Source organism: Cyclonatronum proteinivorum (genome assembly GCF_003353065.1).
Lineage (GTDB): Bacteria > Bacteroidota > Rhodothermia > Balneolales > Cyclonatronaceae > Cyclonatronum > Cyclonatronum proteinivorum.
Map to the genome: position 1 here is coordinate 1,462,066 of NZ_CP027806.1, position 17,124 is coordinate 1,479,189.

Sequence of the window (17,124 nt, forward strand, 5' to 3'; positions counted from 1 at the left end):
TCAATGATTCGTTTTGCCCTGCTTTTTGCAGCTTTATTTATTGTTAGTGTGCCTGTACTTGGTCAGCAGCACCAAGTAATCTTCGCTGAATTTAATGAAGTACGTGAAGATACTGCCGGCGCAGCTGTCGATACACTATCGGTACCCGCGCCCATTGTTGGCGGTGAAGTGACAGAATTTCAACAGGTTATCGGTGTCTTAAGTGGTCTGGAAAGCAACCTGAAAAACCGGATACGTAATGCTGAAGAAAGTTTGTTGGATCGGACAGGAGCTGTAGAACAGCGTTTAGCTGGAGTTGAACGCAGAACCGATGATACCTTTTTACGCATCAGCAGCTTTGAACAGCAATTTTGGTATATCATCATTGCGCTTCTTTTTCTCTCATTGGTAACGGTGCTGTCTATTCTGATACTTACGTTCAAGTTTATTGAACCGATGAAAAAAGAAAACAAGATGCTTAATGAAAGCTTTATAAGGCTTCAGGCTGAAATACCCAAAAACAGTGAAAACATACATCAGGCGCTGAAGGATCTGGCTAAAGATGACCCCTACATCGCACAGATCCTTAAGAAAAATAAGTTGCTATAATTAAAAAGGCGGACAAACTTATGTCTGTCCGCCTTTGGCATAGTGCGCGTTTTGGGCTGATAAATGCTAAACAGAGACTTTGTAGTAGTCTTTGTACCACTCGATAAAATTTTTGATGCCTTCTTTTATAGTGTACTTGGGCCGGTAATCGGTGTAATCAAACAATGCTTCAACGTCAGCCCATGTTTTAGGTACATCGCCTGGTTGAATGTCCATCATGTTCTTTTCTGCTTCCCTGCCAAGATTCTTTTCAATTTCCTTTACGAAATCCATCAGCTTAACGGGGTTACTGTTGCCGATATTGAAGATCTGATAGGGAGCGAAACTTGTGGCAGGGTCGGGATTGTCGCCGGACCAGCTTGTACTCGCTACCGGTGGTTTAGGTACAAGTCTGCGAATACTTTCCACAATGTCGTCAATATAGGTGAAGTCACGCATCATCTCCCCGTGATTGAAGACATCAATAGGTTTGTTTTCTGTAATGGCTTTAGTAAACAGGAACAGCGCCATGTCAGGACGTCCCCATGGGCCGTAAACGGTGAAAAAGCGAAGTCCGGTTGAAGGTATGTTGAACAGATTGGCGTAGGTATGCGCCATCAGTTCGTTAGCTTTTTTGGAGGTTGCGTACAGACTTACCGGGTGATCAACATTGTGGTTGACAGAAAACGGCATTTTTGTATTGGCACCGTACACTGAACTTGAAGAAGCGTAAATCAAGTGTTTAACAGGATAATGTCTGCAACCCTCAAGTATATTGAGGAAGCCGGTAATATTCGCATCGATATAGGTATGCGGATTGATCAGACTGTATCGCACGCCTGCCTGTGCTGCAAGATTGACAACAACATCAAAGCGCTCTTTTTTGAACAGCTCCAAAATACCTTCTTTGTCTTCCAGGCCAAGTTTTACAAAACGATATCCGGACAAGGTGGTGCTTTGAACAGCTGTCCCCTCCTGAATAGCTTCTTTATCAATTCCGGTCTCCTTTAGCCTGTCATACTTTAGATTGATGTCGTAGTAGTCGTTAATGCTATCTATACCTACAACTTCGTGTCCATCCTGAATAAGTAGCTTAACAAGATGGAACCCGATGAAACCGGCCGTACCGGTTATCATTACTTTCATAAGGTGATTTATTTAGTTAGAGTTTAGTTTAATTTCGCGGAATGAAGATCCTGACCGGTGTTGGTCTCGTCAGGGCTTCCATTACCTGCATAGCCGGAATAGTTCGGTATCATTTCGTAAAAGCATTTCCTGATGGCCGTTCCGTCACCTTGCGCAGCCGCAGCAAAAATTTTTCCGAGCATCTCATCGAGGTTGTTTATACCAACCTTACTTTTTCTCGAAATCATAATTTTCTTGTATTTCGAACTCTCCGTTCCCTCTTCTGCGGTTAGCAACTCTTCGAACAGCTTTTCGCCGGGACGCATGCCGGTAAACTTGATAACAATATCCTTGCCAGGAACGAGACCTGAGAGTTGTATGAGATCGCGTGCGAGATCAGATATTTTTACGGGTTTGCCCATGTCGAGAACATATACCGCACCATTATGCTCCATACCTCCTGCCTGAAGAACAAGCTGTGAAGCCTCCGGAATGGTCATAAAATACCGGTTCATATCCGGATGGGTAACCGTGACCGGTCCCCCGCTCTGAATCTGATCTTTGAAAATCGGTATAACACTGCCTCGACTGCCGAGTACGTTGCCGAAGCGAACAGATACGAAAATCTGGGTATCCCGGGCTTTTGTTGATCCCCATTCCACCACATACTCTGCAACACGTTTGGAAGCGCCCATTACAGATGTTGGGTTGACAGCCTTATCTGTCGATACATTTACAAATCGCTCTACATTATAATCAAGGGCCAGTTCAACAAGGTTTTTTGTACCCATGATGTTGTTAAAGACAGCCTGCTCAGGGTTATCTTCCATGAGCGGGACGTGCTTATGCGCAGCTGCATGGAAAAGAATATCCGGTTTGTGCGTTTCGAATATGCGCTTAAGCGATTCCCTGTCGCGTACATCTGTGATGTAGGCTGAGTATTTGATGTTGCTGTATGACCTGTTGAGCTCAAGCTGCAGCTGGTAAATGCTGTTCTCCCCACGGCCAATCAGTAAAATATGAGCCGGTGAAAACCGGCAGACCTGTCGTACAATTTCTGAACCTATTGACCCTCCTGCACCGGTAACGAGTACCGTTTTATCACTAACATAATTAGCAATTTCATCTGTATTCAGGTTTACAGGCTCCCGCTGTAATAGGTCTTCGACATCTACCTCGCGTATTTGGGATATGGATACATTCTCATCTGCAAGATCTGTTAAGCGGGGCAAAATCCGGTGCTTAACTTTGAGATTTGATGTTTTTTTCAGGATCTCGCGAACAGCATCCGGGTTGGACGGGATCGCGATAAGTACCATATCAATGCGCTGTTCTTTTACGACCTGATCAATAACCTCAGTTGTTCCGAATACCCTCAGGCCAACAAAAGTTTGTTTGATCTTCGCTTCATCATCATCCAAAAAGCCAACCGGTTGCATGTTGACCTCAGGTGCTTTTCTTAGCTCTTTGGCCATGGTTGTGCCTGCACTGCCTGCACCGATGATTAGGACACGCTTGCCTTTTTCAGATTGTTTGCTGTTGATTAAAACGACCCTCTCGCTAACAACTCTGGCTAACATTCGAAAAGCCCCGAGTGCTAAAACAGAAAGCACAACATCAATAAAAACAACTCCAAAGGGCACAGCATAAACGGATACCTGCCGCATGACGATTACAGCAGCAAAAGTAATCAGACCGGATAGCAACCCAACGCTCAAAACCTGAAAAAGGTCGAATACCGAGACATTATGCCACGACTGCCTGTAAATTTTTATCAGGTAGATTGATATCAGCTTGGATAAGGTAGCAACGCCAGTGTAAATCAATAACAATTCCCATGCGTCAATATGACCCATCCGAATAAAAACTGCAATCGGAGCACACAGGAGGAAAAGAAACAGGTCTAAGCCGACCTTAATGAAATACCGTTTCCTGATCCCAATAAACAGGTCTGCCTTAAGATTCTCTTTAGATAATAACTTGGTAAGGGCTTCTTTCATGCGCAGTTTGGATAATGAAATAAAGAACCATTAGAAATGGTATATGAACGTAATTTAAGCATAATTTACCAGCTTAAGGGTGTCAACTATTTAAACGGAAGACCCCTTTTACATTGCCTTAAACCCTGAAGTTGCACGGTTTGAATTAAAAAGGGTCTTTATATGTGCTCTTTTTATAGGTGATAATCGAGTAAGATGGAAGGTAACTCAAAGTAACTATTTTTTGTAACTGCTTTAAAACCCAATAACAGCGCCAAAGCTAACAACACCCCTCAGCTTAAATGCGCTATCATCCTCATCGGGTTCTGAAAGCCATACCGGTGCGTCGAACCGCAGGATAAATCCGCGGGGGCGGCCCAGCTGATCCGGGATATTCAATGACAGGGCAAAGCCGGCACCGGCGTCTGCCAGGTTTTCGGTACTGTCGCTGTCGTAAACGGAACCGCTGAATACATCCGTAAAAAGGTAAGAGCGTAGTCTTAAAAAATCTCCAAGAATGGGAATCCGCTCAAAAAGCAGATCAATTGGATTTGGGTAATCGATTTCGGCATTGAAGGCGGTGTAAGCGTCGTAAAAGAAATGGGTACCGTTTCCCGCCTGTTTGGCATCTCTTCTTGCGTATCCCCTCAGGTTGGGTCCGTTCCCGGTAAGCTGAAAGGCTCCAGACTCCAACCAGGGCACAGGTATGGTTCCTTTGGCCCTGAAGAATCCGGAGTTCATCCAGTGAAAAGCGGCGGCTTGTGACGCGATGTAACGTTGCTCGGGCGGTGAGTCACCTGCAAGTACGCCTCCGGTAGCGCGCAGTCTCAGGTTCAGACGGCTGCCCAACTCAACACTTTTTCGTACTTCAGCCTGCAGGCCTGTAAAGAATTCTTTGCCGCCTGTTAATCCGGAAACAGCGGCAGCACGGTAGTACAGGAAGCCGGCATGAGTCAGTTGCTGACGTTCTGCAGTAAGTGACAGGTAGGGCGTCCATTCATCCTGCCATAGCGCCGGAAATACCAGGTATTCTGAATCAAAATGCCGGTAAACACCCCCGAAGACTGCAAGCTGCGTGAATTCATCCTCATTGAAACCCGGCTGCCACCTTTTGTCGAATCCGGCTCCGTGCCGGTGGAACCCTGTTCTGATGCTGCTGAGTAAGCTGTAGCTGCCCTCACTGTTGAATCCGGAAATGGACGGAATAGGATTGGTATATTTCACATAATAAGATACAGGGCTTGAAGGAAGCCATGTACCGAGCCATAAACCGGAATCAAGGCGATGCGGACCGTCATCGAAAGTACCCGGCACCTGCCCCCTCATCCGGATTCCCACACGGATGCCATCTACATCATTGTACCATAAATCGGGTGCAAAGCGAAGTTCGTAAGGTTTTTCAGAAAAAGATTGCGCCTGTGCCGCGTTGAAAAAGCCGGCATACAGCATAAACCCGCTTATGAGAAAAAAGCAAGCTGTGAAATATAATGCGCTTGTCTTGAAAAAAAGGCTGACGGAAACGGCGGGGCGCTTATTCATGCGGGAAGTTTTCTTAGCAATATTGGTGATCTGAACAAACCAATCAGGAATGTGAAAGTACCCATTCAGGGGGGAGGGGCGTCTGTGATTGAAGAATGCGTGTGATGAGTTGAATCAGGCGCTGCTGCTCCGGCCACCGGGTTTTTAAAGCTGCTTTGTCTGCAGTAAACCAATCATACTGATCGTGCTCATAGTTGAGTAACGGTACTGCATTGGTCTCGCAGCAGCATGCAAATACAGCTATGTGATGAACCGTATTTGCCTTGAAATCAAAATAAGCATTTAAAGACGGTACGCACCAAAAAAGCGTGGGAATTAATCCGGTTTCTTCATCCAGCTCCCGAAAAGCTGCCATTGCTGCTGTTTCGGCAGGTTTGACCTTTCCACCAACCATTCGCCACTGCCCTTCATAGAGCTTTCCTTTGGCGCGTCGCATCAGCAAAAATTCGATGCCCGCCGTGCTCATTCGATACGGGTACACATCAATAAGCCGGGGAGTACAGCTAACAGTTTCAGCAGATGGATGAGCGTCAGATCCTGATTTCAAGGTAGTGCTTAATTAGTATTGTTTTTCATACGATTCCGGGGTTGGCCTTTGCTCCTTGCGATCAACCCAGTAGCTCTCCTTCTGAGAATCAGCTTTCATGGAAATAGGGTCATCATTTTGATACCGTCTATACAGGCCGATGGGGGTCATCACCAAAAAATAAACCAGACTGATCGTGATTTTGGTTGTCAGCAGGGCCAGCAGCAGGGCCAGCAGCATCCAGCCTTTATAAACGCCCTTAAGAGCCATCGGTCTGACCAGGGTGAATACAAACAGGAAAATCCCTGTCAGGGCGAAAATCGCTGCGGCTGACGTAATGCTCCAGTCTGCGAGCCAGCTCAGCACAGCCGGAATGAGAAGCCCGGGGATGAAGAGCATCACCAGACCAAAATCGCGTATTTTCTTGCGGCTGAACTCGATTTCCTGCAGCAGGCCACCAATAAAAGTTGGTTTAGTCAAGGACAAACTCCTCCTTCCATTCGTCTGATTCAGCTTGCTTTTCCTGATCTTTTTTGAGAAAAACCAGCGATCCCATCACAAGGCGGTCCATTTTCGTGCGCATGAAACAGCGCCAGGCGTCTTCCGGTGTGCAGACAATGGGTTCACCGCGTACATTGAAACTGGTATTGATAAGTACCGGGCAATCTGTTTTTTGATGAAATGCACTGATTAGCGCATGGTAGCGGGGGTTCCACTGCCCGTCAACCGTTTGAATCCGTGCGGAGTTATCGACGTGTGTTACAGCCGGGATATCGGAGCGCTGTTCGTAAAGCTTGTCGAAGCCGCGTGTTTCCGGCGCGGTTTTGCGCAAATGGTTTTCCGTTACATGCGCGACCAGCAGCATGTAGGGACTTTCGCGGTCGAGGCTGAACCACTCGGAGACCTGTTCCCGGAGTACGCTTGGTGCAAACGGACGAAAGCTCTCGCGGTACTTGATTTTCAGATTGAGGTTTTTTTGCATGACTTCCGATCTCGGGTCGCCCAAAATGGAGCGGTTGCCTAAGGCGCGGGGACCAAATTCCATTCGTCCCTGAAACCATCCTACAACCTCGCCGGCTGCAAGTGCTTCGGCTGTGGCTTCGATGAGTTGTTCTTCAGGCATGCGGCGATACCGGTAGCCGTTGGATTCGGCAAACATATTGATGTCTTCATCCGAAAAAGCCGGCCCCAGATAACTGCCCTGCATGGCGTCGCCCACAGGGTTAGGGCGCTGTTGCGCATAGTAATGATAGTGCGCCACGTAGGCCGCGCCAACTGCGCCCCCTGCATCACCCGCGGCAGGCTGAATCCAGAGATCATCGATCACTCCGCTGCGCAACAGTTTTCCGTTTCCTACACAGTTGAGGGCTACACCGCCGGCGAGACACAGGTTCCGGCTGCCGGAAAGCGTGACCGTATGCTTTGCCATGCGCAGCATAATTTCTTCGGTTACCACCTGTATCGAAGCCGCGAGATCCATCTCTCGTTTTCCGATTTGAGTTTCGGGCTTTCGTGCCGGACCGCCAAAGAGCTTTGCAAACTTTTTAGAGGTCATTTTAAGCCCGGCGCCGTAGTCGAAATAATCCATATTGAGCCGGAAGGATCCGTCAGCGCGTAAGTCCATCAGCTCATCGAAAATCTGTTGCGCGTAAACAGGTTCACCGTAGGGCGCGAGCCCCATGAGTTTATACTCACCGGAGTTAACCCGAAAACCGGTAAAGTAGGTGAAAGCCGAATAAAGCAGACCGAGGGAGTGCGGGAAATTAAGCTCTTTGAGCAGTTTTACGCGGTTCCCTTCCCCCGAACCGATAGAGCTTGTGGCCCACTCGCCTACGCCATCCATCGTGAGAACCCCCGCTTTGGTAAACGGAGACGGGAAAAAAGCGGAAGCCGCATGCGACTCATGGTGCTCAGAAAACAGCAGCTTGCCCTCATATTTCAATTCCGTCCGGATGCGGTCAGATATCCACAGCTTTTCGCGAATCCAGAGGGGCAGGGCTTTCCACGCACTCAGAATCCCCTTCGGTACAAATGCAAGGTAGGTTTCTAAAATCCGCTCAAATTTGAGAAAAGGCTTATCGTAGAAGGCAACAGCGTCTACTTCTTTAAGGGTAATGCGGGCCTCTTTGAGGCAGTATTGAATGGCATTGTGCGGGAAGCCCGGATCATGCTTTTTTCGGGTAAAACGCTCCTCCTGCGCAGCAGCTATCAGGACGCCATCACGCAGCAAAGCGGCTGCAGAATCGTGATAGTAGCATGAGATGCCAAGAATAACCATGAATAGGAGGAAATGTTTTTAGAAAGGATTTCGTCAGAGTGAGACTTGATGTTTATTTCAAAGTAACCCGAGATTTCGGGCTTAAACTAAAGAAAACAGGGGAGCTTTTCACCCTTTGTGATTAGCTGATTCGTTCGATGCTCAGAATTTCGAGCTCGAGCATCCCGGCCGGGACTTTAACCGTTACGACATCACCCGCTTCTTTGCCGAGAAGTCCTTTCCCGATAGGTGATTCGACTGAAATTTTTCCGGTGTTGAAATCCGCTTCCTGTGGTGAAACCAGCGTGTAGGTGCTTTTTTTGTTGTTCTTCTTGTTGAGGATGGTCACCGTTGACAGCACATAGACTTTTGAAGCATCGATGTTTTTTTCATCAATAATGCGGGCGTTTGCGAGCGCATTTTCCAGTTCGGCAATTTTCTTTTCGAGCAGCCCCTGTGCTTCTTTTGCTGCATCATACTCAGCATTTTCGCTCAGGTCGCCTTTGGAACGCGCTTCTTCGATGTCCGCAGCCACTTGTTTGCGACCATCTGTTTTGAGCTGACGCAGTTCATCGTTGAGCTTTTGATAGCCTTCTTTTGATAAATGATTTACTTTCACAGTATGAAAAAAGTTATTGGTAGATAGGTGATTAATTAATCGTGACTTATGCTTGTTATGACTTGCCGGGTCAGGTCACTAAAAAAACCACCCTGTCCTGTATATTCAGAGGGCAGGGTGGTTTTGTGCAGTAAACCGATAATGAAAAGATCAGGTTTTGCACGTATCCTCACAAATCATAAAAAAATATCGGGCACCGCAAACTGAAACTGTACGGAACCCGATAGAAGGCTAAATATAAGCTTTTTTTTGATGAATGTAGCCCATAACATTAGGTATGCGCTCATATCAAAAAAGAACGACCCGTCAGATTCTGGCTGAAAACCAGCAAAGGACTCCGCCACAGCAGCTTCGTAATGCCGGTGTATGGCTCCATAATATCCGGAGCATGTATAATGTGGGGGCGGCATTTCGGAATTGCGACGCCTTTGGGTGCGGGCAGCTGTATCTCTCCGGATATACCCCGCGGCCGCCCCGCCCCGAAATCTCCAAAACCGCGCTTGGGGCAGAAGAAACCGTGCCCTGGCTTTACATCGAAGATCCCGTAGCCTATCTGAAGCAGGCAAAGCAGAACGGAGTTAGGCTAATCGGTATAGAGCAGACCCATGAGTCGGAATCTCTAACGGCATTCAGGGTTGAGTCTGATGACAAAACCATATTCTTTTTCGGCAATGAAGTAACTGGTCTTGATGAAGACCTTCTTCCCCTGATCGATCAGTGTCTTGAGATTCCGCAGTTCGGATTTAAACATTCTCTCAATGTTTCGGTCAGCGTAGGTACGGTACTCTATCACATTCTCCTTACTTCAGAAAAAAAATAAGGATAAGCGTATGATACGCAGCAGGCCAACCGTGTCTGTCGCTGGGCTCGTCGTTTGTTCCTTGGCACAATTGAGTGTATTTTACAAATAAATAAGTTGGTAAGAATCAGTAGTGCTCTGCAGAACTTGTGCAAGCAATTTGAACCCCCCTTGCTTTAGCTTATAAAAGCAGTGAAATGAATGCATTTTGACCTTCATTGTAAGCTGATAGTCAGACTGATTTTTACAACTTATCTGCCGTAGTATTTCTTTAACACCCTATTATTTTTTCCCTTTCATCCAGAGCGCGGAACCCTGAAACAGGGGCCATTTTCAAATAGAATATTCGTTCCGATAACCATTTATGTCAAAAAGAATTCTTGTCACCGCCGCCCTTCCTTACGCCAATGGCCCGCTCCATCTTGGGCACATGGCTGGCGCCTATCTGCCTTCTGATCTCTACGCCCGTTACAAGCGCCTTGCCGGCGACGAAGTTCTGTTCATTTGTGGTTCTGATGAGCACGGCGTTCCCATTACCATTGCAGCCGATAAGGAAGGCGTTTCACCGCAGGAAATCGTTGACCGCTACCACAATATTAATAAGAAGGCGTTCGAAGATTTCGGCATTTCCTTTGATTATTACGGCCGCACAAGCTCGTCAACACACCGGGATTTTTCCCGCAGGTTTTTCAAGACACTTTATGAAAAAGGGGTGTTCGTTAAGAAAACGGAGCAGCAATATTTTGACGTAAAAGCCGGCATGTTCCTTGCCGACCGCTACATAAAGGGGACCTGCCCCAAGTGCGGCTACGAGGAATCCTACGGAGATCAGTGTGAGAAATGCGGAACTGCGCTGTCGCCGACCGAGCTCATCAATCCCAAAAGCATGCTGAGCGGTGAAGTGCCTGAAATGCGGGAAACCGAGCATTGGTACATCCCCTTGGGTCAGTATGAAAGCTGGCTCAAAGAATGGATAAGCGATCAGACGGACTGGAAAACCAATGTGCTCGGGCAGTGCAACAGCTGGCTTGATTCCGGACTGACGGACCGCGCAGTTACCCGTGACCTGAAATGGGGGGTTCCGGTTCCGCTCGAAGGAGCTGATGGAAAAGTCCTTTACGTTTGGTTTGACGCCCCTATCGGATACATCTCCGCTTCGGTTGAATGGGCTGCGCAAATCGGTGATCCGGAAGGATGGAAGCTGTTCTGGCAGGATGAAGATACCGAGCTTGTACATTTCATCGGAAAAGACAACATTGTGTTTCACTGCATTATTTTTCCGGTGATGCTGAGGGCGCACGGCAGCTACGTGCTCCCCAAAAATGTGCCTGCCAACGAGTACCTGAATCTCGAAAATCAAAAACTAAGCACATCCCGCGGCTGGGCGGTTTGGCTGCATGAATACCTGGAACATTTCGAGCCGGATCTACTCCGCTACGCGCTTACCGCAACCATGCCGGAAACCAAAGACAGCGACTTTCAGTGGAAAGACTTTCAAAGCCGGATTAACAATGATCTGGCCGATGTTTTCGGAAACTTTGTCTTTCGCACCTTCTCCTTCATAGGCCGGTTTTTCGACGGAAAAATGCCACCACTGATAAATCCAACGTCTCAGGATTTGGACATGCTTGATGAAATCAGGCTTACCGGTGCACGCATTGCCCAAGCGTATGAGCGCTTCCGGTTTAAGGAAGCGGCACAGCTTACCATCGGCCTTGCGCGGGCCGGGAACAAGTATTTCACCGAAACCGAGCCCTGGCATACCCGCAAGTCCAATATGGATGCCTGCGGCAACACCCTTCACGTGAGCGCGCAGGTCGTAGCCGCTTTATCGGTGTATTTTGAGCCCATTCTGCCCGATGCCTGCAAAAAGCTGAAGGCTGCGCTCAACTTCAGTTTCAACGGACTCATGCTGTGGGAGGAAGTCAAACCCGACATGATTCCTGTCGGACAGGAAATTTCCGCTATGGAAATCCTTTTCAAAAAAATCGAGGATGAAGCCATCGAAAATCAAACGGAGCTCCTGAAAGCTAAGTCCGCCGCTGTTACGGGCACGCAGCCGGAAGAAGAGTATGAAGCTGAAAAAGACACCATCGTTTTTGACGACTTCCTGAAACTTGATCTCCGGGCTGCCGAAATTCTGGAAGCTGAGAAAGTCCCCAAATCCAAAAAACTACTCAAAATCAAGATCAATATTGGGTACGAAGAGCGGATCATTGTGAGCGGGATTGCGGAATATCACAAGCCGGAAGACATTATTGGTAAACGGGTAGCCGTCGTTGCCAACTTAAAAGCCCGAAAAATTATGGGTATTGAAAGCAGGGGCATGATACTGATGGCGCACGACGCGAAGGACGGACTTCGGTTTGTTGAAACCAAAGCCGCGCCCGGTTCATGCATAAATTAGAAGAAGTACCAGCAGCATTTGAAATGACGCAAAGCAGTAAAACAGTCTCCGCTGATCAGCCCCCACTCTTATTAAAAGCGCCCAATCGTCCAAGACTCGGATGTTTCCCGGCCGAATCGCACACCGAATTCCGCTTATTTTGCCCAAGGGCCCGCGCGGTAACGGTTGAAATTTTTGACAGCTACGAGCAGACTAAAGGCAAAAGGTACCCCATGAATCCCAATGGGGATGACATTTGGCAAATCACCCTTGAAGGTGATTTTGTGGGAAAGCTTTACGGGTATCACATTCAGCCCCCGGCTGATGAATTCTTTTACCGCTCGCGTAATGCTGATTTTGTGATTGCTGATCCCTACAGCAAGGCCGTTGTGGCACGCAACCATTACCTGCAGCACCCCCGAAGCCTGATCACTGCGGAAGAGCCTTTTAATTGGGAGGGCACTTCATTTGTATCACCCGATGACATCCGTGATCTGGTGATTTATGAAGCGCACATCAAAGACCTTACAAGCCATTCCAGTGCAGGCTCGCGCTGGCCCGGAACCTACCGCGGCTTCGCTGACCCCGAAGCGACAGGAGGGATAAATCACCTTAAAAAGATGGGCGTGAATGCGGTTGAACTTTTGCCGCTGCACAAATTTGCCTACTTCGAGCCGCCACACAACGAGCCGATCAGTGATGGAATCATAAATACCTGGAATGTGTATGGCCGCAACTACTGGGGCTATATGACATCCTTCTTCTTTGCCCCTGAAACCATCTATGCTTCGGATGGCGGTATCGAGCCAGGTGCGGTTACCGGTCGCTACAACAAGGCGGCGCGGGAGCTTAAGAACTTGGTCAAAACGCTTCACAAAAACAATATCACGGTTATTCTGGATGTGGTGTTTAACCACGTTTCGCAGTACGATCTCAATCCTTTCAAACTGATTGATAAATCGTACTACTTTCGGCTAACCGAAGACGGGCATTACCTTTCGCACAGCGGCTGCGGCAACGATTTTAAAACGGAAGCCCCGATGTCGCGTCAGCTGATTGTCGATTCCATTTTATACTGGATGAAGGAGTACCATATTGATGGCTTCCGGTTTGACCTGGCGAACCTTATTGACCGCGAAACCCTGCAGCTGATACGGCAGGAAGCGGAAAAAATAAACCCCAATGTCGTCCTGATTGCAGAGCCATGGGGGGGCGGATACGACCCGGTCGGGTTTTCCAATATTGGCTGGGCTTCCTGGAATGATCAGATCCGCAACGGTGTGAAGGGCTCTGATCCCAAAAACAGCAAGGGCTTTATTTTCGGGCACTGGCACTGGGAAAGCTCCCGGGAAGGGCTCGAAAATTTCCTGGCCGGTACCTTACTGGGCCGAAGCAACGGGCGCTATCATACAAGCGCACACGCCGTCAACTATCTGGAATCCCATGACGGGTACACCCTGGGTGATTTTATCCGTATCGGGCTCAATCCATCCAAAGCCGACCAAAAGCACGACCGGGATGAGATCGCGCGGCTCGGTCCCGCAGAACTGCGGACGGCCAAACTTGCCGCGCTATATCTGATGGCTTCTCAGGGGGTCCCGCTGATTCACGCAGGTCAGGAGTGGGCTCGAACAAAAGTTGTAGAGCCCATGCCGAATATCAAAGATCCGTATGCGGGCCGGCTCGACCATAACAGCTATGAGAAAGATAACGCGACCAACTATCTCGATTTTTCACACGCCCGCTTAAATACCGCGCTGGTATCGTACTACCGCGGGCTGATTGCGCTGCGGCTGTCCGCTCCGGCGCTGCGCAAGGCCAAACCCGGCGATCTGATTTTCTGGAATTACAGCGACAGCCTGCACGTAACCCTGCAAATTAAAGGTGAAGGCAGCAATGACCCTTACGATTATATCATCACGCTAAACGGGAATCTGCACGGCGTACACCGCATTCATCTGCCGGCAGGTGTTTGGGAAGTTGTCGTATCGCCTGATATAGCCGGCAACGACGGGTTTGATGTTGTAGCTGAATATCTGAATGTTGAACCGACGGCCGGATACATCCTGAGAAAAAAACGCTCATAAGCGCAACACCCAAACATTAGCAATACAGCCAACTCCGCGCGGTACACTAATGAGCTGAGCTGTTTAGCTTTTCCTTCATTCATAGCAACGGACAGTCCTTAGGGAAGGAATTTTAGGGTGGCAGAGATCGGGGGGATTTTTTCACTGTGAAGGGGTGATGTTATTTTTCCCGCTTGCAGTTAGCGCTGAAAACCGAATGCTGAATTTTACAGGATAAATAAGTTCGGTGGGGCTTTGATTTTTCAGCTTTTTTATAGTTTTTGGGAACTTCAAAAGTCCGGCCTTGTGATCGTCTGCCGGACAGCGCGTTAAGCTGCATGATTCACAAAAAAAAATCCTGATGGCACGGCTAAACTGAAAGCTCAGCTGAGGGTACCCACGTAAGCAAAGCATGGGTTTTTCAGCTTCACCTAAGTCAGCGGGGAAATTTGGCAACGCTATGAATGCAACCTATTTCAGCTCAGCCTGACATTGGCATAAAATATTGATTATAAATCACTAACCCTGATTTATGTATCGGTTTCGTGAATCATGCGGCTTAATCACTAACTACCACAGAACCTAACTGACTCTATTTTGGCAACGACACAAACTTCCGGAAGAGGTACATGGAACAGCAAACTGGGTTTCATTCTTGCTGCGGCAGGCTCAGCTGTAGGATTAGGTAACATCTGGGGCTACCCCACACAGGTTGCAGACAATGGTGGAGCGGCCTTCATTCTGGTTTATCTCATTTGCTGCCTGCTTATCGGCTTACCGGTGATGATCGCGGAGCTGACCATTGGCAGGCATACCCGCAAGAACCCCGTTGGTGCGTTTAAAAAGCTCGATAAAAGCGGCTTTGGAGCCATTATCGGCTATTGGGGTGTTTTGTGCGGGGTGATGATTCTTTCCTTCTATCTGGTTGTTTCCGGATGGACCCTTGCCTACGTATTTGAACAAATTTCAAGCTTTGCCGGAAATACGGGCCTGGCTGAATTTTTTGGCGACCTCACCAACGGTCCCAAAAACGCGGTCTTCACCGTTGTGTTTATGCTGTTCACCGTAGGGATTATCAACGGGGGCGTCAGCAACGGGATTGAACGGGCTACGAAAGTCCTCATGCCTTTCCTGCTCTTAATGCTCGTACTCATGGCCGGCTATGTGATGACCCTTGAAGGGAGTGCAGAAGGTGTGCGGCGATACCTCTTGCCGGACTTCAGTTTAATCAGCATCGATCTGACCCTCTCGGCGCTGGGGCAGGCCTTTTTCTCTCTATCATTGGGGATGGGCGCGCTGATCACGTACGGCTCTTATCTGAAGAAAAATCAGAATATTGTTGAATCAGCGGCTCTGGTAACGGTCGTGGATATTTTTATCGCCCTAATTGCCGGGCTTCTCATCATTCCCGCCATGTATGTTGCGCTGAATCAGGGGATTCAGATTTTTGGGGAAGACGGCAGCCTGCTTTCCTCAGCTACGCTGGTATTCACGGTACTGCCGCAGCTCTTTGAGAACATTGGCGGAGGCTTTGGGTTGTTCATTTCCCTTTCCTTCTTTCTGTTGCTGGGTCTTGCAGCCCTCACTTCCGCCATATCGCTGCTGGAAGTGCCGGTCGCTTATGTGATTGATGAGCACAACATCTCGCGCAAAAAGGCCTCCCTCATTGTGGGCGGAGTTGTTCTGTTTTTCGGCATCATCATTTCCTTTGATATTGGGCTGATCGATATTTTTGTAGCTATTTTCAATGAAATCGGTCTGCCGCTCGGCGGACTTATGACCTGTCTGTTCCTGACCTGGATCTGGAAAACCGGAAATGCCATTTCAGAGATTGAAAGCGGATTCCCGGGTGCAGCTAACTCTGGTCTGGTTAAGACATGGTCCTTTTTTATCAGCTACGTCTGCCCGGTTCTGATCGGTATCGTATTCGTAACGACCGTGCTAAATATCATTAGGTGAGTTACTGAAAAGAGTTTAAATTTGGATGATAAGCGCTATTTGCCAATTTTAAGGCAGGTCAGCTATAATCGGCATCCTGCGAGTTCGGGGTCTGCCTACGTCCTGAGGCCGTTTTGCAGAGAAAAAGCATATGCCGGTTCTCTTCGGAATTAAGGCCTCAGGAACGCAAAACCTGCCGCTTAACATCCACATTTTACTGTTCATTTATGCCTAAAGTATCGACTGCTGATTTCAGAAACGGCATGACCATCATCGTTAACAATCAGCTTTATAACATCATTGAATTTCAGCATGTAAAACCGGGCAAGGGACCTGCATTCGTCCGTACCAAGCTGAAGGGCGTTGAAACTGCAAAAATTATTGATAAAACATTCCGTTCGGGTGAAACCATGGAATCGGTTCGCATTGAGCGTCACCCGTATCAGTTTCTCTATTTCGATGGTAGTCTGTATCATTTCATGCACACGCAAACCTATGAACAAATTGCGCTTGTGCCTGAAATTGTAGACCGACCTGAATTTATGAAGGAGAGTCAGGAAGTGACGGTTTGTATCAATGCAGAAGCCTCCAAAATTCTGTTTACCGAAATGGCAGATCACGTTACGCTCACCGTAACGCAGACAGATCCGGGTGTTAAAGGGGATACTGCACAAGGAGGATCAAAGCCGGCTACCCTTGAAACCGGCGCAGTTGTACAGGTGCCGCTTTTCATTAGTGAAGGCGAGCTTGTAAAGGTTGATACCCGTACCCGCACATATCTTGAAAGAGCAAAAAACTAACCATCTTAAAAACGGATCTTACTTATGGACTTAAAAGTAATCGAAAAGCTGCTCAAACTCATTGATTCGAGTGAGCTGAATGAAGTTTCAATTGAAGAAGGCGAGCTTAAAGTTAAGGTGAAAAAATATGCTGAGCCTGCCCCAGCCCCGCGCGAACAGGTGATCTATACCGCTGCTCCCGCCGCAACTGCCCCTGCGGCTCCGGCCGCTGCTCCTGCACCCGCTGCACAGGCTCCCGCTGCCCCCGAAGCTAAAGAGGCTGCAGCCCCTGAAACAGGCGGGCAGACCATCAAGTCGCCCATTGTCGGCACTTATTACGCAGCTCCTTCTCCCGATGATCCTGACTTCGTAAAAGTCGGCGACACCGTCAAAAAAGGCGATGTGCTTTGTATTGTCGAAGCCATGAAGATCATGAATGAAATTGAAAGCGAAGTATCGGGTAAAGTGGTGAAAATCCTGGCTTCCAATGCGCAGCCCGTAGAGTTTGATCAGCCGCTGTTTATCATCGAAACCAACTGATCGG

14 protein-coding genes are annotated in these 17,124 nt (G+C 48.2%); 7 read left to right on the plus strand and 7 right to left on the minus strand.

Features of this window, described 5'->3' with window-relative positions:
• The first annotated feature begins 3 nt into the window (after positions 1 to 3).
• Complete coding sequence (locus CYPRO_RS05750) at positions 4 to 588, plus strand: hypothetical protein (RefSeq protein WP_124245537.1); 585 nt, start codon at positions 4 to 6, stop codon at positions 586 to 588.
• A gap of 66 nt (positions 589 to 654) precedes the next feature.
• Here CYPRO_RS05750 and CYPRO_RS05755 read toward each other — a convergent pair whose 3' ends face one another.
• The 7 genes from CYPRO_RS05755 to greA all read right to left on the minus strand — a co-directional run bounded on the left by CYPRO_RS05755 (position 655) and on the right by greA (position 8,612).
• Entirely contained in the window at positions 655 to 1,713 is a 1,059-nt protein-coding gene (locus CYPRO_RS05755) for an NAD-dependent epimerase (RefSeq protein WP_114983698.1), read from the minus strand.
• 23 nt (positions 1,714 to 1,736) lie between these two features.
• On the minus strand, positions 1,737 to 3,692 hold the full coding sequence (locus CYPRO_RS05760; protein WP_114983699.1) for a polysaccharide biosynthesis protein: 1,956 nt from the start codon (positions 3,690 to 3,692) through the stop codon (positions 1,737 to 1,739).
• 234 nt (positions 3,693 to 3,926) lie between these two features.
• Positions 3,927 to 5,210 (minus strand): hypothetical protein, encoded by a 1,284-nt coding sequence (locus tag CYPRO_RS05765; RefSeq protein ID WP_114983700.1) that lies wholly within the window; start codon positions 5,208 to 5,210, stop codon positions 3,927 to 3,929.
• Positions 5,211 to 5,253: 43 nt separating this feature from the next.
• On the minus strand, positions 5,254 to 5,757 hold the full coding sequence (locus CYPRO_RS05770) for an NUDIX domain-containing protein (RefSeq protein WP_124245538.1): 504 nt from the start codon (positions 5,755 to 5,757) through the stop codon (positions 5,254 to 5,256).
• A gap of 12 nt (positions 5,758 to 5,769) precedes the next feature.
• Positions 5,770 to 6,216: an SxtJ family membrane protein gene (locus CYPRO_RS05775; RefSeq protein WP_114983702.1), complete on the minus strand. Its 447-nt coding sequence runs from the start codon at positions 6,214 to 6,216 to the stop codon at positions 5,770 to 5,772.
• Entirely contained in the window at positions 6,209 to 8,014 is a 1,806-nt protein-coding gene (locus tag CYPRO_RS05780) for a carbamoyltransferase family protein (RefSeq protein ID WP_114983703.1), read from the minus strand. Before CYPRO_RS05780 ends, CYPRO_RS05775 begins: the two co-directional genes overlap by 8 nt.
• 121 nt (positions 8,015 to 8,135) lie before the next feature.
• The gene (gene greA, locus CYPRO_RS05785) at positions 8,136 to 8,612 is read right to left on the minus strand and encodes a transcription elongation factor GreA (protein WP_114983704.1); all 477 of its coding nucleotides are present in this window, start codon (positions 8,610 to 8,612) and stop codon (positions 8,136 to 8,138) included.
• A gap of 277 nt (positions 8,613 to 8,889) precedes the next feature.
• Between greA and CYPRO_RS05790 the strand changes: the two genes are divergently transcribed.
• From CYPRO_RS05790 to accB, 6 genes are all read left to right on the plus strand, one after another.
• On the plus strand, positions 8,890 to 9,432 hold the full coding sequence (locus tag CYPRO_RS05790) for a TrmH family RNA methyltransferase (protein ID WP_114983705.1): 543 nt from the start codon (positions 8,890 to 8,892) through the stop codon (positions 9,430 to 9,432).
• 343 nt (positions 9,433 to 9,775) lie between these two features.
• Positions 9,776 to 11,818 (plus strand): methionine--tRNA ligase, encoded by a 2,043-nt coding sequence (metG, locus tag CYPRO_RS05795; protein WP_114983706.1) that lies wholly within the window; start codon positions 9,776 to 9,778, stop codon positions 11,816 to 11,818.
• Positions 11,819 to 11,841: 23 nt separating this feature from the next.
• Entirely contained in the window at positions 11,842 to 13,884 is a 2,043-nt protein-coding gene (locus CYPRO_RS05800) for an alpha-amylase family glycosyl hydrolase (RefSeq protein WP_240644870.1), read from the plus strand.
• 576 nt (positions 13,885 to 14,460) lie between these two features.
• Positions 14,461 to 15,822 carry a sodium-dependent transporter gene (locus CYPRO_RS05810; protein WP_114983709.1) on the plus strand — a complete coding sequence of 454 codons (1,362 nt, stop codon included), beginning with the start codon at positions 14,461 to 14,463 and terminating at the stop codon, positions 15,820 to 15,822.
• A 206-nt stretch (positions 15,823 to 16,028) separates the two neighbouring features.
• The gene (gene efp / locus CYPRO_RS05815) at positions 16,029 to 16,601 is read left to right on the plus strand and encodes an elongation factor P (RefSeq protein ID WP_114983710.1); all 573 of its coding nucleotides are present in this window, start codon (positions 16,029 to 16,031) and stop codon (positions 16,599 to 16,601) included.
• A 24-nt stretch (positions 16,602 to 16,625) separates the two neighbouring features.
• Complete coding sequence (gene accB / locus CYPRO_RS05820; protein ID WP_114983711.1) at positions 16,626 to 17,120, plus strand: acetyl-CoA carboxylase biotin carboxyl carrier protein; 495 nt, start codon at positions 16,626 to 16,628, stop codon at positions 17,118 to 17,120.
• Positions 17,121 to 17,124: the final 4 nt, after the last annotated feature.